Here is a 25,463-nt window from a genome sequence, read left to right as displayed (position 1 = left end):
TATATAATCGGAGAGGTTTTGTGCCTTGAGCACAGCGAAAGGAATGATACTTTTTATGAATAAAAAAGATATTATGCCGTTTCATCTGGTTCATCATCATGGCAGCCATTGTGTGATTAATATTGAACGTATGGAGGCAAATCGGATTGATAGGCTAACTGCAGAAACTCTTAATATGATTGATAATGAGCTGGAAATGTCTTTGCCATTGGACATGGAAGAAAGTCTAAAAAAACTTGGATTAATTTCTGAAGACAGGAAGAAAAAAAACAATACCACAAAGAAAGAAGCCGTTCCAATTGTTACTATGGCCCTTTTCGTAACTCAAACCTGTAATCTAAAGTGTGTTTATTGCTTTGGAGAAGGTGGGGAATATGGTACTGGCGGCACTATGGAAGAAAAAACTGCTTTACAAGCTGTAGATTGGCTGATAGAACAATCCAAGGAAAAAAAGAAAATTAATATCGTTTTTTTCGGCGGCGAACCCTTTTTAAATTTTCCCCTGATGAAGAAAGTTATACAATATGCTCAGCAAAGAGTTAATGAAGTTGATAAGAAAATTAGCTTTAATGTCACAACCAACGCTACTCTTCTAAACGATGATGTAATATCATTTTTAGAAAAGCATAAAGTAAATGTTACTGTCAGTATTGACGGCCCCAAAGAAATACAGGATATGCAGCGGCCATTCACAAAGGGCAAAGGTTCTTACGATATCATCCTTCCTAAAATAAAAAAACTACTTAAAGCCTTACCTGAGACTAGGGGGCATGCTGTAATAGACGAAAGTACCGACCCTATTCTTGTAACAGAATCATTAAAAAAAATCGGCTTTCTACGAATTACCACTGCAATAATGTCTGCCTCCCTCTTTGAGGGAGAATCATGCAGCGTAAAACCGACTAAAGAATTGAGCAAGATACTCAACATGATGGAACTAGAAGCGGAAACATGGATAAATGATACCAAAAGCAAAAATTCAAAATCTTTAAAAGAGCTTATTGTAAACGGAAATCTATATGAAGGGATTTTCTTCATCCTACACAACAAAAAAATTCATTATCCGTGTGGAGCAGGCGTAGGGTATCTAGGCGTCTCCTGTAGTGGCGATGTGTATCCGTGTCATCGTTTCGTTGGTTTAGACAGATATAAGCTAGGAAACGTATTCATGGAAGATCTTGACCGAGATATGTATCACAAGCCCCCGCGAACATTTATTAAAAAATGTGCTAATTGTTTTGCCCAATATTACTGCGCTGGTGGATGCAAGCATATGAATGCCAGTTCCGGCGACTCTGTATTTAAACAATCTGAAGATTTATGCCGATTGAAGCGCCGCGAACTTGAACTATCTGCCTATATATATAGTATGCTTGATCACGAGGATCACAATTTTCTTCTTGATCACAAGATATTTCCTCCTAAACCATGTCCACTTGATTTTTAAATCAATTTTTAGTAGCTCAAAAAGACTTATAGTTTCTGGTCTACTAAATATAAATTCTCAATAAATAGAGGGAGCTGATTTTATCAGCTCCCTCTATTTATTGAGTAAACCTGCTTTTTTAGAGCATCTAAATTTTGAACATTACTAGCTAAATTTACGACTCGACATTAATTTCCGCGCCCCACTTACAGATCTTTCCACACGCACTAATACCGCCTGCAACTTCATCCAAATCATTGTCTGACAACTCTCCACCATTTGCTTCTGTTAGCTCAGCCACGCTAAAATCAAAACCTTCTGCCTTAGAAAAATCCAAACGTTCTTGTTCGTTTTTCAGCCCACTTAACTTGTTTTTAAAATCCTCATCATTTTTTACCTTTTCCAAAAACTTCTTTGCTGATTCAACACTCATTATATAACCTCCTTTTTTTATTTGCACACACATCGTGTGCCTTTTCAAGGGTTAATACGTTTTTCCCCTAAAATGTATTACATCTTAAAAACAATCTTTTTAATCTTTTGCACAATTTACTTCTAACGATTACAAAAAGAACATTTCCCCGCGATTTTATTGAACCTCGCCCCACAGAAAGGACAGATATTATTCTGCTCTCCGGATTGTCCTCCAAATCCCGCAGCAACATACTCTAAATCTTCTTCATCTAATTCGTCATCGTTTCTTGACAACACAGATAAACGTGACTTATTGTTTTTTGTGACTTGAGCTAGAAGCCGTTTTTTCAAGTTCTCTCTCGTTTCATTGTTGATGCTAATTTCAGCAGCTACCATGGTCTTTGCCAGCAGAAGCAGCTTTTCAATCTCTACATCCTCTACATGTCCAATGTCTTTTTTCCCTGATAGAATTTGCTCTAGGTATTCTAGGTAAATATCAGCCTTTGTTTTTTCATCCATCAATGTTCAACCCCTGGCTTTCCAGGATTATGCGCAACCTCCGCATGGCCCGAAATAATATAACCCCTGTATTGCTTTCACTAATACCGACAAGTCTAGCAATATCTCTATTGGAGCATCCGCTCCAAAACTTCAAAGCGATAATATTACGCTCACGTTGGTTTAAAGAAGCTAAAGCCTTTCGTAAGTGCTGCTGCGTTTCATTGAAAGCAACGATATCATCGAGGCTAGAATCAACATCCATGAGCTCTTTAGTTGTGTCGAGGGAAGTAACGCGATTTCGCGTTTGACTGCGATAATAATCCGTGATGGTATTACGAGCAATGCTAAAAACCCAAGTAGAAAATGGCGCTTTTTCCGGCTGGTAGTTTTTCAGTTTGGAAAACAACTTTTCAAAGATCTGACTGGTTAAATCCTCAGCAGTATGAAAATCTGAAACACGATAGTGCACATAGTTATAAATCCGGGAAAAGTAACAGTTGTAAAGCTTAGTAAATGCAATATCGTCATCATTAGCCAGGGCTATCACTGATGTTTCCTCTGTTTGATTCAGCATTACCATCGTTATTAAACCATCCTTCCTAAAAACAACTTTCTTGGTCTTCAAACGAAGCATATGCGCTGCAACTTTTCTTTACTATCGTTGGAAATTAGATCATATTCGCCGATTATTACTAAAAAAAGTTATTATCCGACCGTTTCTATCATTATATTATTTATTTCCTTTTATTTACAATGTACCAAAGTACAGTCTTACAAATAAAAAAAGTACAGTCTCCTATAGTAGGAAACTGTACTTTTTTTTTGCTAACCCGCCTTTAATAACTGTCAAACCCTTTATTCACCGGTATTTCGCCCTCTACGAGCCGCATAGGCAATCACCTGTGCTCGGTTTTCTAGATGCAATAGTTCAATTATTCTCCCCATATGATACTTTATAGTCCTTTCGGTAATTCCCAAAGCGTCTCCCACTTCTTTATAGGTGTTTCCCTTGGCCACCATATCCAGAACCTCCAACTGCCTGTTAGTGAGATATCCTTCTTGGATGTCGCCTGCTATCTGCTGCAAGGGTTTAGGATCATATCTACCACTGAGTCTGAATTCTCTTAAGAGCCTAGCAGCAAGGCCCGGCGAAAGAGGAACCTCCCCTCTTTCAAGATCAGACAACATGTCCACAAGTGTTTTGGCATTAGTGTCTTTTAACAGGTACCCTGAAGCGCCGTATTTGACTGCGTCAAAAAGATCTTCATCCTCCTCAGATGTGGTGAGCATTACAACCTTAATATCCGACATTTCGGCCTTAATCAGCTTCAAGGCATCCATTCCGCTGCACTCAGGCATTTTGATATCCATTAAGATAATATCCGGTTTTAAAATACGGGCTTTGACAAGTGCATCCCTGCCATTATGGGCTGTACCGGTAACGTTGATGCCATGGGTTTCAAGCAGGTATTGAAGGCCTTCCAGGAATAAGGAATGGTCATCTACCAACATCAATTTCATCTGCATTTTCCTTTTCCCCCTCCTTCAGCGGTACAGAAAAATCTATTCTGGTTCCCTTTCCAACTGTAGATTGAATATCAATTTGAGCCCCTATTTGTGATACACGCTCCTGCATGATGTCTAATCCAAACTTAGTCTTCGTTCCATGATCATGGCTAGCAAGATCAAATCCCTTACCGTCATCCTCAACTGTAGCACTTAGCTGGTTTCCAACATCTGAAATCAATATTTTCACCTGAACAGCCTCAGCATGTTTCCGGATATTGTTCAAGGCTTCTCTGCAAATGTTGAGCAAATTGATACGCACATTGGGTTCCAAGTCTTCTCCTGTAAATCCATTCGGAATATCTAATTTTATCTTTAAGCCGGTCTGTTCTTCAAAATTCATAATATCCTTTGTCAACGCAGTAATAAAATTCTTTTCCATTAATTCTGTATTCCTGGCATCTCGGATATACTCCCTGATTTCCTGATGCGCCGATTGAGCACCTTCCACCAGTCTGTCAAGCTTATGTGAAGCAATTTCTACTCCTGCGTTTAATAGCTCCTGCCTTATGCCCTGCGCCTGAAGATTGATAAACCCCATTGTCTGCCCCAAATTATCGTGCATATCTCTGGCAAGCCGTGCCCTTTCCTCTGCAACAGCAAGCTTCCACTGCTGTTGCATATATTCCTGCTGTACCTTCTTTCTTTCTGTTATATCATATGCTACAACAAGCCTGCCTATCAATGTGCCCTTGTGATCGTGAAGAGGAGAAATTAATAACTCATAAACCTTCGACAATCCGTTCGTGTTTAAGAGAAACTCTCTTTGATTAGTATTCCTATCAACACAGGCGCTTACCAATTCAGGATTTTCAGCACACACTTCCCCAACTGGTTTTGTAATAATCTGTGCCGCAGTATGGCCGAGTATCTTTTCAAAGGCAGGATTAATATCCAATACCCTATCTTGTAAATCTAGGGCCATAACCCCTGCAGCCATAGTCTCAATCACAGTAGCACGCGCTACAGGAACTACGTCTAACAGCTTGAAGCGGTAGATGCCCCAAGCAATAATCAAATTTGCCGGTCCAAAAAGCACCGGTGTAATATCAAATCCTTTCAGCGGACTGAGACCTAATACATAGATAATATTTGGTATTAAGGTTAAACTTAATCCGAGAAACAGCGCCATCGCTTGTTTTCTGTAAACGCCTTTCTTAAAAAATACCGTCACTATAAGCAGCACCCAGGCGGATATATTGAGAATATTTACGTACAGCACATGTATAAAAAAGGCAGGTCCATATTTTTTTACGATGACTGGGAAAAAACCACTGTAATCCATATGTATGTCATACCTTACCAAGCCATATATTCTATCAGTCCAGACAAGTAGAATGATGATCGTAGGTATAACCGCCAGCCATAATAAAAATTTTCTATTCCGAATCCACCGGTCATATCCAGTGAATTCCATGCACATTGCAAGTAAGATTACAGGAGAATAACCATATGCGATATACTGTATGTTCGCCCAAAAAAGTTTAGTAGAAAGATCTGCACCGGACATCTCTAGGGCATTGCCGGAAGTCCATGTTACAACCAGAAACATTAGCACGATAAAATGCGAGGAACCTTTCACATTTCTGCTTCTCAATAGTGCATATATTCCGAGTGATAGCGAAATTAATGCAGAGCCCATTAATGGCCATATGTAGGGATTATATTGGTAATGCACGGTTCCCCCCCTAACTAAAAACTTTCTCCACCAGGTTTATTGTGAATTTTTGGAAAGACACAGGGACGTTTCATCTGTCTTGTCGAAGACGCAGGGACGTTTCATCTGTCTTGTCTAATTGCTTTCTCTATAATTGTCTTTCCTATCCCTATTACTCTTCCTAATTGCCGTATGCTAACTCCTGTGTTATGGTACATATCCCTGATTATTTTATTTCTCTCTTCTAACGGTAGTTCCGTTAAATGGTCAATATTATATTCTTTACGAATTGCCTTTTCTAAAGCAAGATCCGTAATTTTTTTTACTGGCTTATTAAAGTGTCCCCCTTGTCAAGACAGAAATTTTAATTTTCTAAGTGAACCAGATATTCCCATTTAGTAGCAGCAATAACGATGCTATTAGTTGCCTCTTTTGAAATGATTTTATCGTCGTCGTAAACTTTAGACCAGTCGCCGAGGCTGTGGAGAGTGTGGACAACACGGTTTTTGTTGTCCAAGCCTTGTGCGTCAACCTGGAGCGTAGCGGAGGGTTGTCCACATGGCGGCACTATCCATCAGCCTACTTGACTTTGATATACGATATGTCTTGCTATTATTAAGCTGCCTTGCTTATCCCCAGATAGACTTCTTGAGGAGTTAGGTAGTCATGGGTTTGATGTGGCCGTTCTATATTATATTCTTGGATATATTCTCTAATACCGATCCTTAGGTCTCTAGGTGTTAGATATTCATGTGTGTAGATTTGTTCGGTTTTTAGACTTCTAAACCATCGCTCTATGATAACATTATCAATCCAACGGGCCTTGCCGTCCATGCTTTGTCTGATGTTCACGCTCTTTAAATATTCTGTGTAATCAGCGCTTGTGAACTGAGACCCCTGATCGCTGTTGATAATTTCCGGCGTGCCGTATCTGTTGATAGCTTCTTTAACTGCTGCTAACACCGGTGCGGTGTCCAAAGTATCTGATAGTTCCCAGCCTACTATGTAACGACTATACCAGTCGATGACGGCTGTTAGATACATATGACTTCTGCCCATCTTAATGTAGGTAATGTCAATGGCCCAAACCTGGTTTGCCCGATTAATATCTAGGTTTCTTAACAGGTAAGGATAGATTTTGTGCTGCTTATTACGCTTTGACAGGTTGGGTTTAGGATAGACCGCATATATTCCCATTTCGTCCATATAGCGTTTAATTAACTTACGGCCAACCTTAATGTGGTCTTCATTCTGTAGCTTTTTGCGAAGCTTCCTAACCCCTAGATATGGCATCTTGGTATGCCAGTAATCAAGCCTGTTTTTAATCATATTTTCGCGCTCTCTGTCAGGTTCTTTAGGTGTGTAATAAAAACTGGTTCTATTGATCTCAAGTAACTGGCATTGCCGATTAACCGGCAGTTTGTTATTTTTTGAAACCAGACTTATTCTCCCAGTCGACCCCAAGAACTTCTTTAGATTTTTTTTTGAGCCAGTCATTCTCAATAGTGAGTTGACCGACTTTTGCCATTAATTCGGTTCTTTCTTCGTCCAAAGCTTTTTCTTGGGCACGAAGCTCTTTTTCTTGCTTGCTTTGTGAGAACACCTGTGGTGCATTCTCTAAAAAATCTTTTTTCCAGTTGCGCAGTTGATTGGGGCTTAACTCATGTTCGGCTGCTAGTTCGCCGATCTGTTTTTCTTCTTTGAGTAGCTCCAGTACGATTTTAGTTTTGAATTCGGCTGTAAATTTTCGTCTTCCCATTTTGTATGAACCTTCTTTCTGACAGTTTTCCTGCCGTTTATTATATCAGGTTCACTTAGTTTGTCGAAAATTTTGTCTGAATTCATGGGTACATTATATATAATCTAAACACTCGTCATTGTTTTGGTCATTCATATATTGGCAAAAATCTGCTATTGTTTTAAAATATGCTTTGATTAAGTGATCATCTATACATCCATTTTGTTGTTGATAAGATAATAAATATTGTTTATAGCTACTCCATGAATAATCTTTTGCCTGAAGAACTATTTTTGCTTTAACAGGATTCTGATGAATATACCTTAATACTGTTAATAAATAGCTTTCTGTCTCAACCGGTTCACTTTTATATCTGTTTTGGAATAAATGACCTGTTCTTCCATACTTGTTGTTATGCCACCAAACATATCCTACTGTAATACGTTTGATGCTTGCCCCTATATCCTCATTTTCTTTAATTAATAAATGCACATGATTATCCATCAGACAATAACCATACAATTCAAACTTTCCGGTCTCCTTTGCTTTCATCAGTTTTTCCATAAACCTTATTTTATCTTCATCATCTAAGAAGATGTCCCTCTTGTCGATTCCTCTTAACATAATATGATATATCCCAGTTGAACTTCTTTTCCTTGCTTCCCTTCCCATTTACATCACCCTATTAGAGAATAACAGATATTACCAAGTAAGACAATAGAAACGTCCCCGTGTCTTGTGGTGTCTGCGACATTAAAGTTTTGTTCTAGTAAATTTGGGGCTACAGGTAAACTGTGTTTGCTATTAGTGGTTGCTTTCCATTTAAATCTATTCTAAGTTTTTTTCCTTCATTAGGTTGATAAATTCTTGCAAAGCTTTACTATATACTACATTTTTTCGGCAGACAAATAATGTCTTTATTTTAGAGTACTTTTCAGGAATTGTTACGATATTTAGTGTGTTAAACATATCTAATCTTTCAATAACCGATATTGGAAGCAAGGACGCACCTAAGCCCGCTTTAATACAACCTAAAATTGCTTCTAAAGACCCAAACTCCATAGTTCTACCGGGAGTTATTCCTTCAAACTTCAACCATTCTTCCAAGGTCTTCCGATAACTACAGCCCTTTTTAAAAACCAGCAAATTTAAACGTTCTAAATTACTAATGGCGAGTTTTCCGGATGTAACTAGTCTTAACTCTTCCTCGACAAATAGTTCCCCCTCCAACTCAGCATCTAAACAACCTTCGGCTACAAAAGCCCCTTCAATTTCATAGTTTTTTATTTTATTTAGTAATAATTCTGATGGTCCTGTTTCCAGTAATATCTCCACCTGAGGAAAATTAGCACTGTACTGGGCTAATATCTTAGGAAGCCTGATAGCAGCAGTAGTCTCCATAGAGCCTAAAGAGATAACCCCCGAAGGAACAGTAGAGTATTTAATTGCTTTTTCCGCCTGGTTAAATAATTGCAAGATACTCTCGGAATAGTCCAACAACTGTTTGCCTGTGGAAGTCAGGGTTACCCCCTTTTGATGCCTGTGAAAGAGTTTAGTATCAAAATGATTTTCCAGCTTCTTTATTTTATTGGTTATATTAGATTGAACAAAACTTAATCGCTCTGCAGCTCTAGAGATATTGCCTTCCCTAGCCACTACAACAAAGGCTTTTAAATCATTTAAGTCCACTACCCCCACCCCTATTAATAATTTTGATAGCAAACCTCAATATTCATCATTTTACAAGATACGCTTATAACTGTATTATACTTAATAAGAACTATCAAGGGAACTATACGCAGAATCTTAAAAATTATATGAATTGGGGGACTTAATATCACCATAACAAGAAACCATAGGAATTTACTGGGGGGAATATTTGCCTTATTGATAGCTATGGGCATTAGCAGATTTGCTTACACCCCTATCTTTCCTCTAATGAAGCTGGAATTTTCTTTTACCGATAAGTTTGCAGGATATCTGGCCTCTATTAATTATTTTGGCTATTTATTAGGAGCCTTGGCCGGAGGGGCTATCAAGTGGCCTCAGGATAGAACTAAATCTTTACGCTTATTTCTTACCGCAAATATTATTTCTATAGTTGCTATGGGCTTAACGGTAGATTACAGCTACTGGTTTATCTTAAGATTTATTGCTGGCTTAACCAGTGGAATAGTTTTTGTATTGATAGCCAGTATAATTATGGATTTCATAGCCCAAAATGGGTTGCCTTCTTGGGCAGGCCTACTGTATGGCGGTGTAGGTTTGGGTATTTTTATCAGTGGGCTGTTAGTCCCCCTCTTTAATTTCTATGGAGGATGGCAAAGTGCCTGGTTAGGTTTGGGTGTACTTAGTATTATTTTAGGGACACTAACCTGGCTCTGGGTCTTTGACGAACGGACTGAAATAAAAAGCCAAACTACCAATCAACAAAATGCTACTAAATCCATTTCGTTACCTTGGTTAATTATGTCTTATGGCTTAGAAGGCTTGGGTTATATTGTAAGTGGCACCTTTCTAGTGGCTATCATTAACGCTTTACGTGGTTTCAGTAGTTTCTCTTCCTCTATAAGCTGGGCTTTTGTAGGGATAGCTGCAGCCCCCTCCTGTATCCTATGGGTGAAAATGGCTAATAGATGGGGACATATCGCAATGTTAAAGCTGGCCTATTTTATCCAGGTTATCGGTATATCCTTACCTTTGGTATTGCCAAATGGCTTTGGAGCTATCATGGGAGCTCTATTATTCGGAGGGACTTTTATGGGTATAACCACTATAACCCTCTCCATCGCTAGAAACATGTATCCCACCCAAAGCAGTAAAGTGATCGGTTACCTAACCTTTGTCTATGCTATTGGGCAGATGATAGGCCCTATAGTAGCGGGTTTTCTAACCACCCAAACAGGAAGTTATGGAGCGGCTATTATCTTTGCTTCGGTTGTTGTTTTCTTAGCCATAATTTTATTAACTTTTGGAACCAGTGATTTAAGGGTCTACTTAAGCCCTAAAAATAAACTACGAGAGGATGAACTTTAATGCCGTATGTCAACATCAAAATTACCCGGGAAGGGGCCACTAAGGAGCAAAAGGAGGTATTAATTGCCGGTGTAACTAAGCTACTCCAGGAAACCCTGGGCAAAAACCCCCAAACAACAGTAGTAGTAATTGATGAGGTAGAAACCGACAACTGGGGTATCGGTGGAGAATCGGTAACAGTAAGACGTAAAAGAGGACAATAATTAATAAGACGCGCATTTTCAGTTCCCTCAAAGTGCGCGTTTTTATACTGTATTCCTTAGCAACTTTGCAAAAATGTAAAGTGAATATAAATTCCTAGTAGTATTAATTAAGGGTTGTTGATTTTTGTTCAACAACCCCTATTATTTTCTATGCTTTATGCCCCTATTTTTCCCGCCCTATCTAACATAATATCGGCGGTAGTAAAGCTTGCTACCCTTAAGAAGAAGTGTCAGGTGCATATTCCGGCGAAATCGTCCATCAGGGAAAAGGATCGGAGCGAAGCGACGCTGTTTTGCATGGGTTGAAATGTTGTCGTCGTCGTAAAAAACATGTAGTAGTCGAGGCTGTGGAGAGTGTGGACAACACGGTTTTTGTTGTCCAAGCCTTGTATATTTCTGCGTAAAAGTGCAACCCCCTAAACCTAAAGTTCCCCCAAACCATCAGTCTGAGGGAACATAAAACAACATTAATTTTTGCCCCAAAACCTCTAAACCCCTTGATACCAAGCCATTTCCGCTCTATCAACACAACACACTCCACGTGTGTTTTGGCTGCAGAGTGATACTGGTGCGCGGAATTATTATTATGCGTAAAAGTAAGACCCCCCAAAAACAAGGGGGTAGCTTTTGTAAGCTCATTTCTATTAAAGCCTTTTAATTACCGCGAGTTATTGGTTAAACTGTAATGCAAAGTCTTTTCATCTAAAGGTTCCCATGTGAGTTTTGAAGCCTCCGAGATTAACTCTGAGTATATTCTTTCATATTCTTTTTCTGATATTTTATTTCCATTAAAGAAAAACCGGTGATCAGGATAGTCTTCAGAATGTTCGTCATATGTTAATTTGCCCATCTCAACTAATTTGTTGTCATTTAGTGTGTATAGGGTGGTAAACAGCATCCCTGTTCCTGCTGAACCTGAGGAAACAATACTTTGAGGGCGACGGGAAGCATACAAATTGCCCCATATAATACCTTCCAGACCGATAATTCCTCCCTGGTTTACCGTGTACGCAGTACCGGGAAGCCTTGCTCCAGTTGGTTTTAGCATCAGCTCAGGAATACCATTCTTATCAATATCATACAAACAAAATTGGTAATAGTGATGCCCCTCATCAATGTACGGCTTTGCCTTACTTATGTATAATTCCTGCCAAACGGCGATGCTTTCAGCATCAGCATATTCAATCGTTTTAAATAATTCTAATAAACCTGCCGTATTTGCAGATTTGTCATCAATCGCATCATTTTCTGTTGCAGAAGCTGACAGTACCAATTGGGTGATTTGCTCATTATAGAGCTCAATTTTAGAATCTGATAACCCTTTTCCGCCAAATTGGTCCATCAGTTTTTGTTTTGATTCTACGGCCTTTCGCCCGGCTTGTAAATACATGATGGCCGACAACCTTGCAGCGATGATATTGTCTTTTGACATATTACTAGGGGGGTAGGAGTACTTATTATAACTATTAAGAGCATCCTGCTGAATTTTAACATATACCGGTAAATTTGCTATTTCTTCTGCCGATTTATTCACCGGCCATACTATTGATAAAACCGCATCCAGCGCATTTAGCATAACAAGGTGATTTTGTAATGCCTTACTCATTGCATCTTTGGCTCTGTCTTTTGCAATTTCTTTTAAACAATTACCGGTAAAATCTAATACTGCAATAGCGGCAGCATTACCTTTACTTTTGAATATTTCATAAGATTTATATGCTGCCATTTCAGCAATTGATTCCGGCAGTTTAGAATTTATATTATAGATATATTCAAAGGATTTATAATAATCTTGTTGAGCACGCATAGAAGTTTCAATAATATTCAGCGCACCCCATAGTTCTTTTAGCTTTGCCTTATCACCTATTTCCTTTAACTCTCTAATCTCCTTTTGAATATCATCGAAAGGTTCTAATACTTTTGACAATGATTCAGCTTTATTAACTTCCGCGTAGTTTTGCAAAAATGCTGCAAATTTTTCAACATCGGCTAATTGATTTCCACTCTTAATTGCTTTCAGCACAAAATCTGAAATGATAATATCATCGGTTGCAAACTCCTTAAAAGTATCCATATATACGCTATAATCTCTCAGAGTTTCACCCTTGTAAGCTATGGCTCTGTCGGTACGGATTCCCAGGATTGTATCAAACAGAAACATACTAAGCATCACGGTTACCGTTGATTTCTTCCCCCCTAATTCGTCTTCGATGAGAAAATAATAATCCATAGGATTAAAATTTTGTTCGATTTCCCAATAGGATACGGGATCGGAAGCAATATTGGGAACACCGTTTTCTACATAACAACTTACATTAAGCCAAGGCAAAAGTTCTGACATGGGCAACCAAATTTTACCCTTTTCTTTTATAACAGGCTTTAATGAGTAATTGTTCCCTAATATTATCATTGTGTTGGTTTGGATATCAATGTTTACCTTTTTCAATCCGCGCGAATATACGACATTATCAGTCATTTGACTAAGTTTATACCCGGTGACCTCTGCCAGGTCTTCCGTGGTCATATACAGTTCGCCATTTTCCTGGATAACGTTCATATTTTTTTTGTCGGTATCCGTATCATATAAAACACTAATCATTTTTAAAGACTCGTTGGCATTTGCAGGTGGCGTGACTATTCCAAAAATGATACCTAGGAGAATTAATAAAACAATTGATTTTTGGCTAATCGACAGCATTATTAACCTCCTGACTTATCTCGCGGAAGAAATCATTTGAAAATCTAAATATTCCACCATACATGGCATTAATAAAATCTTCAGTGAATTCAACCTCTATTGCTCCATTCTCTTTGTAAATATTAACAACAACTTCCTTTTCCACCGGAGAAGCTCCCCTAATGCTTTCCGTGAGAATATTTTTTAGCTCTTGATAAGTCATTTCTTCATCTTTATGATTGAGATAGAAATCCTCTAACACACTTGCTACATCTGGTGCAGTAATGTTAACAACAGCAACATCTTGTCCATCAATCTTAGAAATCTCTATAACATTGATAGATAGTTCTTGATTCAATATATTAATAAATTCAGAGGACTTAATACTGGGTTCAATCATTAATTCTAAAACCTGTCTATTAATGACTTCATTCACAGCCTCTACATTGGCTATTCTTTTTTCCTGTGAACAACCATTTGAGATTAAATAAATAACTAAAATTAAAATAAATAGGGTAATGAGCACAAGAATACCAGACTTCACATACTTCCTGTTCATGCTAGAGCACCTCCTCAAACTCGCTTATTGAAATATTCTTTAAATACCCTTTGCCTCTCTAAAACATCAATATTACTACTTATTATAATTATTTCGTTGGAGATTTATATGTTCGGCAATGATAAAAGCCAGCCCGGATATATATATTCACCCAAAATTAGCTATTAGGTTAAACATTTGAGAGCCTTTACCTAAGATTTTATATTCTTTATTCTACAAAGGGGTCAAGCCAATCCGCCTTTAGTTTTCATCTTCTACTTCAGTCTACTGTTCATCCTGCACGCGCTTCAATCCGTCCAAAGCCGGTTTATACTTTGGAGCAATCGTTAGTGCATTCTGATACTGGGTAAGCGCCTCTTTGTTTCTACCAAGCTTTTCATACGCAAGGCCAAGATTAATATAAGCTAGAACGTAATTAGGGTCAATCTCTATTGCTTTCTTATATGCGGTAACTGCACTAATATATTCGCCGAGCTGCAGGTATGCCATTCCCAAATCTACTCGGCAGCTAGGATCATTGGGGTTAGCCCGTACCCTCTCCAAAGTAAGCTCCACTTGTTTTTTGTAATACTCTATATTTTCTGTTTGTGGATTTAAAGTCTGTTGTTCGCTGGCATCGATACGGATTTGATAGAAGCGGCCCGATACAAGTGACACTCCCTCTGTACAGAATATCCAATCGCCCACCACATTGATATACCGGCTTGAAGTGTCATTCAGTCGGGAACGATTACTGCCATCGGTGCGAATTATATAGAGCTTACCCTCATCACTTTCATTAGAATAATATATCCAATCATCTGCGACGTTCAGCCAACTAATTTCGTCTTCATTCAGTTTTGTAAGTTCGCTTCCGTTGGTACGAATTTTATACAGTTTATTACCGTCATTTCCATTCGAAAAATATGCCCAATTATCTATCACATTAACATAATAACTTTTGACATCATTAAGCTTGGTGCGCTCACTGCCATCAGTGCGTATTTTATATAGGTTATAACTATCATTAACATTTGAATAATATATCCAATCGCCTACTACATTCATAAAAACACTCTCATCATCGTTCAGCTTGGTGCGTTCACTGCCATCGGTACGTGTTTTGTATAGTTTATATCCATCACTTTTATTTACGTAATATATCCAGCCATCAACCACACTAAGATAGTGACTTTTGTCGTTATTCAACTTTGTAGAGTCACTACCATCAATACTCATCCTATATTGACCCTGAGTTTGGCCATACTGATTCAAAGCCACATAATATATCCAGTTGTCAACTATAGCAGTATATATACCTATATTATCGCTTATTTTAGTGAGATTAGTACCGTCGGTACGAACTTTATAAATTTTGTAACCGTCATTTTGGTTGGTATAATATATCCAATCGCCTTGCATTACGGCTAATCCTGCGTTAATGATATTGCCCACCGAATTTCCTTGAGGATAAATTAATTGAAAGTCTTCATTTTTATCACATGAAATTAATTCCCAAGCCCCCTCTTTAAACGTGTAATTTAAAGTAACACTTCCTGACACTTTTAAGGTATCGGTGTTTGTCGCTAAAGCAACCTTTATTGTGTCAGTCAAGTTCTCTAAATCTGTTTCTTGATTAATAACCGCTACCTCTTCATAATGGGAGCCTATCCCGAATTGCTCCCATTTTTCAAGACCACCTTGCAGCAGTTCATCCCGTAATATTTCTGTATTAACACCCTTCATTGGGACTGTAGTCCAATCACTCTCTTGGTCAGTTCTTAAATCCTCTAAAATCCACCCGCCTTTATCGTAAAAAATGTACATCTTCAAACACTTTTTGATAACCTTGTTGATCAAACTGAACCTATTTGTGAGCAAATTAACTCAGAACTTGCTTCATATCTCGTCTTTGATACCTCTGGCGTTGAAGCTTACGTTACTGAGAATAATCCTAAGTTTATCAATCGCTTAATCAAGCAGCTTAAGTCTCAATACAAAGGCAACTCTTCTGTTGACCCATACAAAATGGCATACGGCATTATGCCTTCCTGCGCATCATCAAATCCAAATGTCAAACAGCTTTACATCAATGGCCATTTTTGCTATGTCTATAAATTTGGTATGCTCACAAATGGCCTTGGTATAGTCAGAAATATTTCCTTTTTTGATGAAGACTTTATAAATGCACACCCTGAAATCCCAATAGAGAAAAAGTCTGATTCCCCTGATGAAGATAAATCCTTATCCGATTCTAAAGCACTTAAACCTGTTCTGCGCGACTTTTTTAAAACACATACTCATTTTAAACCCAGCACGTTTATTGGCGATGCTGCTTTTGATACAAACGATTCCTATAACTTTTTATTGAAGGATTGTCACTTTTTAAAAACAGTCATTCCTCTGAACGAACGAGGTTCTAAGAACCTCCCTGAACCCGGGTTCAACGAATCTGGACAACCTCTGTGTCCGTTAGATTCTTCTTTACCCATGAAATATGAAGGTAAAGCGCCCTTAAGGAGTGGCGTTGTTAGAGATAAATGGGTTTGCCCAAAAATGAAGTGGAAAGGTTCTAAACGCATTACTTTATGTGAACATCCTTGCTCCGACTCTCCTTCTGGTAGAATGTTTTATACCTATCCTGAAAAAGACTTAAGACTTTATCCTGGCATTATTAGAGACACCCCTGAATGGATTGATATCTACAAAAATCGTTGCGTTATTGAGCAAACCATTCAACACTTTAAATCCAATTTTGGCGTCGCCAACAGAAAAACTACAAATGCTTTAACCATTAAGGCTGACTTACTCCTTGCAGGAATTACTCAACTGCTTACCGTTATTCTTGCAGACAAACTCCATAAACACGAACTCATCAGAAGCCTTAAACCTCTTTTGGCTTAGCAAATCCTTTATACTTGCTCTTTCAACCCGCAAAATACTTGCGGTTATTTGTGCCGAATTTTTTCTGTCCAACCTCTGCTTAAAATTTTCTGTCCTCTTTATTAAACTTTCTGATTAGCTGCCTACGTTAAATTTTGAATTTCGCAATTACCTATATGTTTCAACAAGTCAAATCACAGAATTTCCAGTTAAGGTTTTGTTCTTTGAAAACTCAAAACTAACTCTTATCTCAACAGTAGCCCGTTCACTTTACCCTTGACGGTGAGTGGGCCGCATGGTAGGCTCGTTGGCTGCACAGCCACTTCCCTTTAGGGGATGGCTCCCAGGCTGTGTAACCATGCGGCCAGAGGCTCACCGTCAAGGGCGGGCGTCTTAGATGCTAAAAATTTGGGGTTGGACTGTTCGTGATGTTCCCAGATAATTATCTATAGAGGATAATTTGGGGAAATGCTAATCACTCCTGTAGCTTTGACTACTTTTTGAAGTCTGCATCCCCAGCTCTCGTTTGTACTTCTAACCCGCAGGCTGTTCCCTCCGGCAACCCCTGCTGGAATGTAGCAGTTTCCAGGTAGCCCATGGACCGGGGTGAGTTCTCATATGCGAGGCTGATTGATCTTACGAGTGCGCTGGGGATATCCCGAAAAGTCCATTTCCTCATTATCCTAAATGAATTGGAGGTGATCCCCATTGTACAAATTTTTTATCGGTATTGACGTTAGTTCTATTGATTTAAAAGTGTGTGTTATGAACCAGGACGGTGATGTTTTAAAGTCTTTTACTGTTGACAATAACCTTCCTGGTTCAGAATTCTTACGTGACCAAATCGTTGCCTTGGCGGACAAGCATTCCTCCCAGGAAATCCAGATTGGCATGGAGTCCACTTCTGTCTACAGTTGGCATCCTGCCATGTTCCTTAATGAAGACAAAGAGCTTAAAAAGCGCCAGGCCAAGGTCTACACTATTAATGCTAAGCTTATCAAAAGGTTTAAAGATGCTTATGTCGACCTTGATAAGACTGATGATATTGATGCCTGGATTATTGCCGACCGTCTACGCTTCGGCAGGCTCCCTTTGTCCATGATCATGCAGGAACAATATGTTGCCCTGCAAAGACTAACAAGGTCACGCTATCACTTGGTCAAAAGTCTTACCCGTGAAAAACAGCATTTCTTACAGCACTTATTCTTTAAATGCAATGCTTTTAGGTCTGAGGTTGAATCCTCTGTATTTGGTAACGCCATGATAGATCTCTTCCTTGAAAAATATAGCCTTGATGAAATTGCTGCTATGGATATTGCTGTTCTTGCCGATTTCCTAAAAGAAAAAAGTAAGAATCGCTTTTCTGACCCTGAAGGGGTTGCTAAATGTATTCAAAAGGCTGCTCGATCTTCCTACAGACTTTCTAAATGTGTTGAAGACTCAGTCGATATCTTAATGGCAACACCCATTGAAACTATCAGAAGTATTAAAGCTCAAATCAAACAGCTTGATAAAGCCATTGAAAGGCTTTTATCCGGTATTCCTAATACCTTAAAGTCCATTCCCGGTATTGGCCCTGTTTACTGTGCCGGTATCTTGGCGGAAATCGGTGATATTCATCGTTTCAAAGACCAAGCTTCCTTGGCTAAATATGCGGGCCTTACTTGGAGTAAGCATCAGTCGGGAAAGTTTACGGCTGATGAAACTAACATGATACGGTCTGGTAATCGTTATCTCCGTTTTTACCTGGTTGAGGCTGCCAACTCGGTTAAAAACTATGAACCGGAGTTTCGCGCTTACTACTACAAGAAGTATCATGAGGTGCCTAAGCACCAGCATAAAAGAGCCCTCGTCTTAACCGCAAGAAAACTTGTGCGTCTGGTCGATGCGCTGCTACGTAACGACCAAATCTACACGCCTAGAAGGAAGGTGAATCGATGAGGTAAACACCTCCTCATATCCTTTGGTAATATCCAGTTTCTGTAAAATGAAACTGGGGCTATTTAGTAATGTCTTTTTTAAGAAATATTGGCTAATTTATTTCCAAATTTCTTTTGTAGGTACTTGACATATTACCGCAGGACTCAAAATTAATTTGCAAAAGAAACAATCTTCGCATAAATTCTGCTTCTATGAGTTAAATTCCTTTTTTTACTTTATTTACATTAATATGCAGGATTTGGTGGGCCATCTGAAGTATTACACTAAAAAGATTATACCTTTATAGGAGGCGGTTTAATTGATCAAACAAAAAGCTGTTTTAGTGTTCAGTATTCTTATAGCGGTGGTTTTACTAACCGGAGTTGCATATTCAGCAGGGTTTACAAAAAACATTGAGGTTACTTTCTACCCATTGAAGTATTATTTTGACGGTGTGCAAAGACAGGCTCCAGATGGTCAGAGCGGATTTATCTATAATGGTACTACTTACGTTCCTTTGCGTTTTGTTAGTGAGGCGTTAGGAAAGGAAGTAGGCTGGGAAGGAAGTTCTTATAGTATCTACGTTGGTGAGCAGCCTGGTGGGGAAATTGTTTATCTGTCAGATATGCGAACTTTAACATCAACTAAACATGATGCAGAGTTTGTTACAAGTTTCAAAACCAATATGGGAGAGCAATACTATAACGCATTTTGGACCTATTCTTATGATGGCTACATCAGAAGCGAGTATGTTGTTGACGGAAAATACAAAAAATTTCAAGCATTACTTGCACCAGAGGAAGATTGGTCAAGCACGAGAAAGGAAGATAATTTGGGACATCTCGCATTATATGGTGATGGAAAAAAGATTTACGAAAGCGGACCCATACCTTCAGATATAACTACCCCAATTAAAGTAGACGTAGACTTGACCGGTGTTTTAAAATTAAAAGTAATCCTTGAGTCCGAGGAACTTGATGGTTTTGGACTAATTGATGCTAAACTTATAAAGTGAAACTATTAATTCAAAACAGCGGAATGTGCTTAAGAACATTCCGCTGTTTTTCTTTTGCAATTAGGTAAATGTTTTTTCACAGCCAATAGTGAAAAATTATTTCAGGATATTAAAGTCATCTTAAAATACCGGAGAAGGACTTTCTTGATGCAACGTAGAGCAATATTATTGGGGAGAATATATTGTCACAGAATTATTCCCCTATTTTTAGGCTAACCCAAAAAGTAAAATTTGTCGGCACTACCCATCTGTTACCACCAGCATATAGTACCGTACTATTGGCCATTATTGGTATAAAGTGTTTTCATCTCATACATAGAAGAAGTTTTTTGAGGCCTACTGGGAGGATTAACTGCTTTAACTATAAAATCAGCGCCCCCGAACACACCTTTTATTGTATTTTCTAATGGAAAAATGGTTCCACTAATAGAACTGTCAGTATTAAAACTCATATTCTTTATTTGACCTTGTTTATCATAAAATTTATAAATCTGAAATCCTCCTCTGGTGCCCCCAAAAGTAATTTTGCCATCTTCGGTTAAATCAGTAATATTAAGAGAAAAATAAAAGTTCCAATCAAGGTCTTTGCCTTCCCATAACCCAACAAGGTCCCAGGTTACTTCAAAGTCATCATTTCTTTTACAAGAAACCATTTCCCATTGTCCCCCGTTAAATAGGTAATTTACAGTTATAGTTCCTGTTACTTGTAAAATACCGGTATTTGTATCTAAGTAAGCGTCAAATAAACCCCACCTTGACAACAACAGGCGGGGCAAGAATGTAAAAATTATTTTTTAACCTGACACTCTGAAGGCAAAGCATCAGACCAGGGAAGCAGCTCATCAATAGCACTCTCATCTTCGATATCCATATTAGGAAGTTTTTCAAAGAGATACTGGAGATAAACGAATGGATTTAATCCATTTTCTTTAGCAGTTTCCACGATGCTATAGATCGTTGCACTAGCATTAGCTCCCTTTGGAGTATTACTGAATAGCCAATTTTTTCTGCCTATAACAAAAGGCTTGATGGAGCGTTCGCTGCGGTTATTATCAATTTCTAAGCGGCCATCTTGTAAAAAGACTTTTAACCGATCCCATTGGTTCAGGCAGTAGTTAATAGCCTGGCCAAAGGCACTTTTGGGAAGAACTCGTGGCTTATGGTATTTTAGCCATGCCAAAAAAGCATCCAACACCGGCTGGCTGCGCTGTAACCGGATTTCGTATCGTTCTTTGAATGTAGAATCTTGTAGTTCGCGTTCAATGGCAAAGAGTTGGTTGCAAAAATCTAAGCCCTCTTTGGCGACTACATCTTTATCCCGTTTATCAGCCGGCAGGGCGTTTAATGCCGCATCAAATTTACGTCTAGCATGAGCCTTATCTTACTTCTCGAATAAGGCTCATTATCCAAGAAATATGATTATCCGAGAAGAATATCTGAAAGCAGCATAAATACACTCTTCATCTGACATCTTCTCTGATAATGATCATCTCCTTTAGAATGGAATTATAAATCTAGGGAGGTGTTGTTATGAATCAAGAAGAAATTAGAAATCTATCATTTGGAGACTTGCTTGACGAATTGCTTCACGATCTTGAGGACAAGTCTTATACTGAGTTGACGCTAGTCAACTATCGCCGGACACTTAGGAAAATTGAACCATTTATGATTGAGCATGGTATCGATGCTTATACTCCTGAAATCGGCATGCAGTACTATGAAACCTATCTTGTAGAGAATGAATTAGAGGATGCACGGCAAAAGGCTATGTTTACGGCAATCCGGAGGCTCAATGACTTTTATTCCGGCATGGAATATCGGATTCAGCAGAAACATAAAATTACTCTATTGCCCAGTAATTACGAACATGCGTTGGGAATGTATGCAACGGAGTGTGCCGGAGCTGGCAACAAAGATATCACTATTGAGTCAAAGAAGCGATTTATTCGCAGTTTCCTAAGAGAATGCATTACATTTGGATGCCCGGACATTCAATCTTTGAACGCGTCTTATGTTACTAGAGCATGCCTGGCAGTCGAAAACAAGGATGGTTTGGCCGTGGTCATGGTCTTCTTGAAATTTTTAAGTATCAGGGGAACCACCAAGTCAGACCTTTCTACACTTGTTCCACGCTACAGGCGGTCGATGGATATACCAGTAACCTATAGTGAAGAAGATATCCTTAGATTCGAAGCAGCCATCAATCGCATGAGCGATGTTGGCAAGAGGGATTATGCAATGCTGCTCTTGGCGACAAGACTTGGTATGAGATCCGGGGATATCGCAAAACTGTCTCTATACGAGCTGGATTTCGAGCATGAAGAGATCTGCTTTAAACAGCAAAAAAACGGAGAAATGTTACATCTCCCCATGCTGCCGGAAGTCGGAAAAGCGCTGGCTGATTACATTAACAATGTACGTCCCAGAGTGGCAAGCAAGACGGTATTCCTGCGCCATAAAGCGCCCTATCAGGGAATCACCACTTCTGTCCTTCGTTTTGCGACATCAAAGTACTTTTGTTTGGCCAGTATTGATATGTCAGGAAAGAAACACGGCCCCCATGCATTTAGGTCATCATTGGCCAGTTCAATGGTTAATGATAATGTTCCATATGAAGCTGTCAGGACCATCCTCGGGCATTCTGATCCTGACGCAATAAAGCATTATGCAAAGCTTAACATAGAAAAGCTCCGTGAATGTGCAATAGAAGTCCCAGAACCGGCGGGCTCATTTAAAGCATTTCTTGATGGAGGTGGACAGTCATGATCCACTTCAAGAGTGTACTGCAAGATGAGATTGCTGGGTTCTTGGCACTTCGGAAATCATCAAAAAGCAAAAGTGCCTATGACCACGACCGGCACACACTTAAGTTATTCGACGAATACCTCTGCTCTATAAAATGTGACGACAAAGATCTTACAGAAGAGCAGGTAACCGGCTGGAGCGGTACCCTTACAGGAAAGAGCAGTTCCATTGCCAACATGGTGATTGTTGTCAGAATCTTTCTAACACAGCTTAAGGGTTATGGTGTTAATGCTTATATTCCACCGATTCCAAGGGTCAGTGACGATTACGTTCCGTATATATTTTTGGACGACGAGATGAAGCTTATATTTTCCATTGCAGATACCCTACAGATGGGGAAACCGCGTAAGAATACTCTCATTCATGTGGAGTTTCCAATGATTCTGCGCCTCATGTGTGGATGCGGGCTTCGCATCGGTGAGACACTTTTATTAAAAATGAAAGATGTAGATTTTGATATCGGTGTGCTGACACTGAAATATACTAAAGGTGACAAGCAAAGGCTTGTTCCTATGCATCCCACGTTGACAAAGATCCTTGGGCAATACTGCATGGCTATGGGGATGATCGGATATCCGGAAGCATATCTTTTTCCCACATTTGATCCGATGGAACCAGTGACAGTACATAATGCTCAGCATAAGTTCAATTTCATACTGGAACAAGGTAATATATTCCTTCCTGGAAGAAAGAAACATCAAAGGGGTCCCTGCCTTCATTGCCTTAGGCATGTGTTTGTATTTAAGTCTTTTGCCAATGCAGAGAAAGCTGGCCGCAGGATTGATGACATTGTTCCGTACCTTTCCATCTATCTGGGACATGACAGTCTGAAAGAAACAGAAAAATACCTGAAATTCAGCAGTGAGATGTTTCCGGATGCAATGGAACTGTTTGATGGATACACTGCCCAGATATTTCCGGAGGTGAATTTCGATGAATAAACCTTCGAAATTTCTGGAGTTACTGAACAGTTATATTACAAACTACATGCCCCGTTCAGTCGGGGCCAGCCCTAATACGGTTACTTCATATAAATATGCTTTCCGGCTGCTGCTGGAGTTCATGTATTCCAAGAAAGGGATTTCCGCCGATAAGATAGCCTTTGAGCAGCTAGACTTCAGCACCCTGACAGAATTTCTTGACTGGATTGAGAAAGACCGGGGCTGTAGCGCATCAACGAAAAACCAGAGACTGTCAGCAATCATTTCTTTTTCTGAGTATGCTCAGAACCGGGATTTTGCTGCTGCATCCGTATTTCGGAGCGGTGTTATTAAAATCCCTATGAAAAAAGTCCAAAAGAAGCAACGTGCGGTGTTATCAGTGCAGGAAGTTTCGATACTTCTTCGTTTACCTAACGACAGTAAGGATATCGGCCTCAGGGATAAAGTGCTACTTAGCTTAATGTATGCAAGTGGGGCAAGGGCCCAAGAAATCTGCGACCTGACGGTAGGAAGCATACAATTCAATATGAAAGGAGCCACCCTGAACATTAAAGGGAAAGGTGGAAAATCAAGGCGCATTGGCATTCCGGACAACTGTGCGAAGATGCTGCAGAAATATATATATCACCGGCGACTGAGTTCAAAACCTGACAAGCATGTTTTTTCAAGTCAAACCCATGAACAAATGGCTGTTTCTTGCGTTGAAGGTATCTTTAAGAAATACGTACGACAGGCTAAGGCAGAGAATCTGGCTTTATTTAGAGAAGACAGTTATCCGCCGCATTCCATGAGGCACTCAACTGCAAGCCATATGTTGGAGGCGGGTGTTCCAATTGTAGTCATAAAAAATTTCCTTGGGCATGCATCACTCCAAACAACGCAGATATATGCGGAATTGTCACAGAACACAGTGGACAAGCACTTGAAAGAATGGAATGAGAAATGGTTCTCCCCGGATTCTGAGGCAATGAAAGAATCCAGAAAGAAAAATGAAATGCCAGATTTCTTAAACGTTTAGTCAAGTTAGATTTAGATTATCCGAGAAAAAGAAAAGAATCTCCTAGGCTTATGCGGTTTTTAGTGTTTCTTCTCGGATAATCATATTTCTTGGATAATGAGCCCAACACCCGACCAAAGTGATATCCGATAGTCCATTGTAACCGGCATAGCCATCTACATGCAGATAGCCTTTAAAATCGGACAAAAACTTACGGGGATGTTTACTTGCCCGGGTGGTCTGATAATCGTAAAGTACTATCGGCGGGCCTTCCCGCCCGGTGCGGTAAAGCCACATGTAGGAAGTACTTTCTGCCGGTCTGTTTGGTTCACGCAGTACCTGCAGTGTGGTCTCATCGGCGTGCAGGATGTCCTGCTTTATGAGAATTTCATGCATTCTCTTATGAAGTGGGTAAAGCCACCTCTCGGCACCATGGAGCATCCAATTGGCCAAGGTCTGCCGGGACAGGCCTACTCCAAGACGGGTCAGTTGCTGCTCTTGCCGATAGAGGGGCATACCCTCTACATATTTTTGTGTCATGATGTGGGCCATTACTGAAGGGGATACTAAGCTTTTCGCAAGCACCGGTTGAGGCATAGGTGCTGTTACAACAGGTGTCTTAATCTCCTCTTCTTCACAGCGGCGACAAGCATAGACATGACGCACGTGTTCAACGACACTGACTTGAGCCGGAATGACTTTAAGCTCTTTTCTAACTTCTGTGCTCATTTCATGCAAGTTTTCGCCACAGCACGAGCATATCTGTTCTTCGGCAGGCAAGCGATACTCAATTGTTTCCACCGGCAGCTCTTTTAAAAGTTCTTCACGCTGTCCCTGTTTCTTTTGGCGACGGTAGGTGATTTCCTCCATGGTTGGTTCAGGTTTAGGAGGTTTACTCTCTACCTCGGCCTCATTAAAAAGATTCAACTGATTGGGATCAGACTTTTCGCTGGAAGCTCCGAACTGCTTTTTTTGGCTTAAGCGATACTGCTCTTCATACCATTTAAGTTTGGCAGTAAGTTCAGCGTTTTGCTGCTCTAATTGACTGCATTTATTTTGAAGTTCTTCGTTAGTTTTAGCTATATTATCCATAGTATATAGATTCGACAAAAACCCTTTAAAACCCTTTAAAATCAAGGCTTAAAG

The 25,463-nt window shown here is 39.5% G+C and carries 20 protein-coding genes and 3 pseudogenes; 9 read left to right on the top strand and 14 right to left on the bottom strand.

From position 1 onward, the window contains the following. The first annotated feature begins 25 nt into the window (after positions 1-25). The gene (gene nlpM, locus MFMK1_RS04310) at positions 26-1,447 is read left to right on the top strand and encodes a nif11-like peptide radical SAM maturase (protein ID WP_366923920.1); all 1,422 of its coding nucleotides are present in this window, start codon (positions 26-28) and stop codon (positions 1,445-1,447) included. Between the two features lie 154 nt (positions 1,448-1,601). Here nlpM and MFMK1_RS04305 read toward each other — a convergent pair whose 3' ends face one another. The 8 genes from MFMK1_RS04305 to MFMK1_RS04270 all read right to left on the bottom strand — a co-directional run bounded on the left by MFMK1_RS04305 (position 1,602) and on the right by MFMK1_RS04270 (position 8,991). After that, positions 1,602-1,859 (bottom strand): Nif11-like leader peptide family natural product precursor, encoded by a 258-nt coding sequence (locus MFMK1_RS04305; RefSeq protein WP_366923919.1) that lies wholly within the window; start codon positions 1,857-1,859, stop codon positions 1,602-1,604. A gap of 122 nt (positions 1,860-1,981) precedes the next feature. Then, complete coding sequence (locus MFMK1_RS04300; RefSeq protein WP_366923918.1) at positions 1,982-2,359, bottom strand: hypothetical protein; 378 nt, start codon at positions 2,357-2,359, stop codon at positions 1,982-1,984. After that, positions 2,352-2,966: a sigma-70 family RNA polymerase sigma factor gene (locus MFMK1_RS04295; RefSeq protein ID WP_366923917.1), complete on the bottom strand. Its 615-nt coding sequence runs from the start codon at positions 2,964-2,966 to the stop codon at positions 2,352-2,354. Before MFMK1_RS04295 ends, MFMK1_RS04300 begins: the two co-directional genes overlap by 8 nt. 230 nt (positions 2,967-3,196) lie before the next feature. Beyond that, the gene (locus tag MFMK1_RS04290) at positions 3,197-3,868 is read right to left on the bottom strand and encodes a response regulator (protein ID WP_366923916.1); all 672 of its coding nucleotides are present in this window, start codon (positions 3,866-3,868) and stop codon (positions 3,197-3,199) included. Continuing rightward, positions 3,840-5,549 (bottom strand): sensor histidine kinase, encoded by a 1,710-nt coding sequence (locus tag MFMK1_RS04285; protein WP_366924873.1) that lies wholly within the window; start codon positions 5,547-5,549, stop codon positions 3,840-3,842. Before MFMK1_RS04285 ends, MFMK1_RS04290 begins: the two co-directional genes overlap by 29 nt. Before the next feature lie 630 nt (positions 5,550-6,179). Further along, a protein-coding gene (locus MFMK1_RS04280) for an IS3 family transposase (RefSeq protein WP_366922096.1) occupies positions 6,180-7,323 on the bottom strand; the annotation gives its coding sequence in 2 pieces (ribosomal slippage) (positions 6,180-7,050 and positions 7,049-7,323; 1,146 coding nt in all). Positions 7,324-7,416: 93 nt separating this feature from the next. After that, positions 7,417-7,974, bottom strand: a complete 558-nt coding sequence (locus MFMK1_RS04275) for a transposase (protein ID WP_366923915.1) — start codon at positions 7,972-7,974, stop codon at positions 7,417-7,419. Between the two features lie 156 nt (positions 7,975-8,130). Next, positions 8,131-8,991 carry a LysR family transcriptional regulator gene (locus MFMK1_RS04270; RefSeq protein ID WP_366923914.1) on the bottom strand — a complete coding sequence of 287 codons (861 nt, stop codon included), beginning with the start codon at positions 8,989-8,991 and terminating at the stop codon, positions 8,131-8,133. Positions 8,992-9,198: 207 nt separating this feature from the next. Here MFMK1_RS04270 and MFMK1_RS04265 point away from each other — a divergent pair, with 207 nt between their 5' ends. Next, positions 9,199-10,338 carry a YbfB/YjiJ family MFS transporter gene (locus tag MFMK1_RS04265; RefSeq protein ID WP_366924872.1) on the top strand — a complete coding sequence of 380 codons (1,140 nt, stop codon included), beginning with the start codon at positions 9,199-9,201 and terminating at the stop codon, positions 10,336-10,338. Then, the gene (locus MFMK1_RS04260; protein ID WP_366923913.1) at positions 10,338-10,541 is read left to right on the top strand and encodes a 2-hydroxymuconate tautomerase family protein; all 204 of its coding nucleotides are present in this window, start codon (positions 10,338-10,340) and stop codon (positions 10,539-10,541) included. Before MFMK1_RS04265 ends, MFMK1_RS04260 begins: the two co-directional genes overlap by 1 nt. A 658-nt stretch (positions 10,542-11,199) precedes the next feature. On the opposite strand, the gene MFMK1_RS04255 is transcribed toward MFMK1_RS04260, so the two are convergent. The 3 genes from MFMK1_RS04255 to MFMK1_RS04245 all read right to left on the bottom strand — a co-directional run bounded on the left by MFMK1_RS04255 (position 11,200) and on the right by MFMK1_RS04245 (position 15,583). Continuing rightward, complete coding sequence (locus MFMK1_RS04255; protein ID WP_366923912.1) at positions 11,200-13,239, bottom strand: hypothetical protein; 2,040 nt, start codon at positions 13,237-13,239, stop codon at positions 11,200-11,202. Continuing rightward, entirely contained in the window at positions 13,226-13,777 is a 552-nt protein-coding gene (locus tag MFMK1_RS04250; protein ID WP_366923911.1) for a hypothetical protein, read from the bottom strand. The genes MFMK1_RS04255 and MFMK1_RS04250 overlap by 14 nt, the downstream gene beginning before the upstream one ends. A gap of 264 nt (positions 13,778-14,041) precedes the next feature. Continuing rightward, positions 14,042-15,583: a DUF5050 domain-containing protein gene (locus MFMK1_RS04245; RefSeq protein WP_366923910.1), complete on the bottom strand. Its 1,542-nt coding sequence runs from the start codon at positions 15,581-15,583 to the stop codon at positions 14,042-14,044. Here MFMK1_RS04245 and MFMK1_RS04240 point away from each other — a divergent pair. From MFMK1_RS04240 to MFMK1_RS04230, 3 genes and pseudogenes are all read left to right on the top strand, one after another. Further along, positions 15,584-16,660: pseudogene (locus MFMK1_RS04240) on the top strand (transposase); the annotation flags it as partial. Between the two features lie 744 nt (positions 16,661-17,404). Further along, the gene (locus MFMK1_RS04235) at positions 17,405-18,580 is read left to right on the top strand and encodes an IS110 family RNA-guided transposase (protein ID WP_366924871.1); all 1,176 of its coding nucleotides are present in this window, start codon (positions 17,405-17,407) and stop codon (positions 18,578-18,580) included. Between the two features lie 298 nt (positions 18,581-18,878). After that, on the top strand, positions 18,879-19,574 hold the full coding sequence (locus MFMK1_RS04230) for a stalk domain-containing protein (RefSeq protein WP_366923909.1): 696 nt from the start codon (positions 18,879-18,881) through the stop codon (positions 19,572-19,574). Between the two features lie 275 nt (positions 19,575-19,849). On the opposite strand, the gene MFMK1_RS04225 is transcribed toward MFMK1_RS04230, so the two are convergent. Together MFMK1_RS04225 and tnpC (MFMK1_RS04220) are read right to left on the bottom strand one after the other, a co-directional pair. Then, entirely contained in the window at positions 19,850-20,227 is a 378-nt protein-coding gene (locus tag MFMK1_RS04225; RefSeq protein WP_366923908.1) for a hypothetical protein, read from the bottom strand. Positions 20,228-20,361: 134 nt separating this feature from the next. Continuing rightward, positions 20,362-20,949: pseudogene (gene tnpC, locus MFMK1_RS04220) on the bottom strand (IS66 family transposase); the annotation flags it as partial. A 194-nt stretch (positions 20,950-21,143) separates the two neighbouring features. Here tnpC (MFMK1_RS04220) and MFMK1_RS04215 point away from each other — a divergent pair. From MFMK1_RS04215 to MFMK1_RS04205, 3 genes are read left to right on the top strand one after another with little or no spacing between them, the layout of a single operon-like run. Next, entirely contained in the window at positions 21,144-22,340 is a 1,197-nt protein-coding gene (locus MFMK1_RS04215; RefSeq protein ID WP_366923907.1) for a tyrosine-type recombinase/integrase, read from the top strand. Continuing rightward, positions 22,337-23,320: a tyrosine-type recombinase/integrase gene (locus MFMK1_RS04210; protein WP_366923906.1), complete on the top strand. Its 984-nt coding sequence runs from the start codon at positions 22,337-22,339 to the stop codon at positions 23,318-23,320. The genes MFMK1_RS04215 and MFMK1_RS04210 overlap by 4 nt, the downstream gene beginning before the upstream one ends. Beyond that, complete coding sequence (locus tag MFMK1_RS04205; protein ID WP_366923905.1) at positions 23,313-24,338, top strand: tyrosine-type recombinase/integrase; 1,026 nt, start codon at positions 23,313-23,315, stop codon at positions 24,336-24,338. Before MFMK1_RS04210 ends, MFMK1_RS04205 begins: the two co-directional genes overlap by 8 nt. Before the next feature lie 57 nt (positions 24,339-24,395). Here MFMK1_RS04205 and tnpC (MFMK1_RS04200) read toward each other — a convergent pair. Next, a pseudogene (gene tnpC, locus MFMK1_RS04200) lies at positions 24,396-25,409 on the bottom strand (IS66 family transposase); the annotation flags it as partial. Positions 25,410-25,463: the final 54 nt, after the last annotated feature.

The sequence above is a fragment of the Metallumcola ferriviriculae genome, assembly GCF_035573695.1.
GTDB classification, from domain to species: Bacteria; Bacillota; JADQBR01; order JADQBR01; family JADQBR01; genus Metallumcola; species Metallumcola ferriviriculae.
The sequence above is the reverse complement of the archived record's forward strand: the minus strand, read 5'-3'. Positions and strand labels throughout refer to the sequence as shown.

Bases quoted from the DNA above. Each gene is read 5' to 3' on its own strand.
- MFMK1_RS04305 (WP_366923919.1), bottom strand. From the start codon at position 1,859: ATGAGTGTTGAATCAGCAAAGAAGTTTTTGGAAAAGGTAAAAAATGAT.
- MFMK1_RS04300 (WP_366923918.1), bottom strand. From the start codon at position 2,359: ATGGATGAAAAAACAAAGGCTGATATTTACCTAGAATACCTAGAGCAA.
- MFMK1_RS04290 (WP_366923916.1), bottom strand. From the start codon at position 3,868: ATGCAGATGAAATTGATGTTGGTAGATGACCATTCCTTATTCCTGGAA.
- MFMK1_RS04285 (WP_366924873.1), bottom strand. From the start codon at position 5,549: ATGGGCTCTGCATTAATTTCGCTATCACTCGGAATATATGCACTATTG.
- MFMK1_RS04275 (WP_366923915.1), bottom strand. From the start codon at position 7,974: ATGGGAAGGGAAGCAAGGAAAAGAAGTTCAACTGGGATATATCATATT.
- MFMK1_RS04265 (WP_366924872.1), top strand. From the start codon at position 9,199: ATGGGCATTAGCAGATTTGCTTACACCCCTATCTTTCCTCTAATGAAG.
- MFMK1_RS04260 (WP_366923913.1), top strand. From the start codon at position 10,338: ATGCCGTATGTCAACATCAAAATTACCCGGGAAGGGGCCACTAAGGAG.
- MFMK1_RS04255 (WP_366923912.1), bottom strand. From the start codon at position 13,239: ATGCTGTCGATTAGCCAAAAATCAATTGTTTTATTAATTCTCCTAGGT.
- MFMK1_RS04250 (WP_366923911.1), bottom strand. From the start codon at position 13,777: ATGAACAGGAAGTATGTGAAGTCTGGTATTCTTGTGCTCATTACCCTA.
- MFMK1_RS04245 (WP_366923910.1), bottom strand. From the start codon at position 15,583: ATGTACATTTTTTACGATAAAGGCGGGTGGATTTTAGAGGATTTAAGA.
- MFMK1_RS04235 (WP_366924871.1), top strand. From the start codon at position 17,405: ATGAACCAGGACGGTGATGTTTTAAAGTCTTTTACTGTTGACAATAAC.
- MFMK1_RS04225 (WP_366923908.1), bottom strand. From the start codon at position 20,227: ATGGTTTCTTGTAAAAGAAATGATGACTTTGAAGTAACCTGGGACCTT.
- MFMK1_RS04210 (WP_366923906.1), top strand. From the start codon at position 22,337: ATGATCCACTTCAAGAGTGTACTGCAAGATGAGATTGCTGGGTTCTTG.
- MFMK1_RS04205 (WP_366923905.1), top strand. From the start codon at position 23,313: ATGAATAAACCTTCGAAATTTCTGGAGTTACTGAACAGTTATATTACA.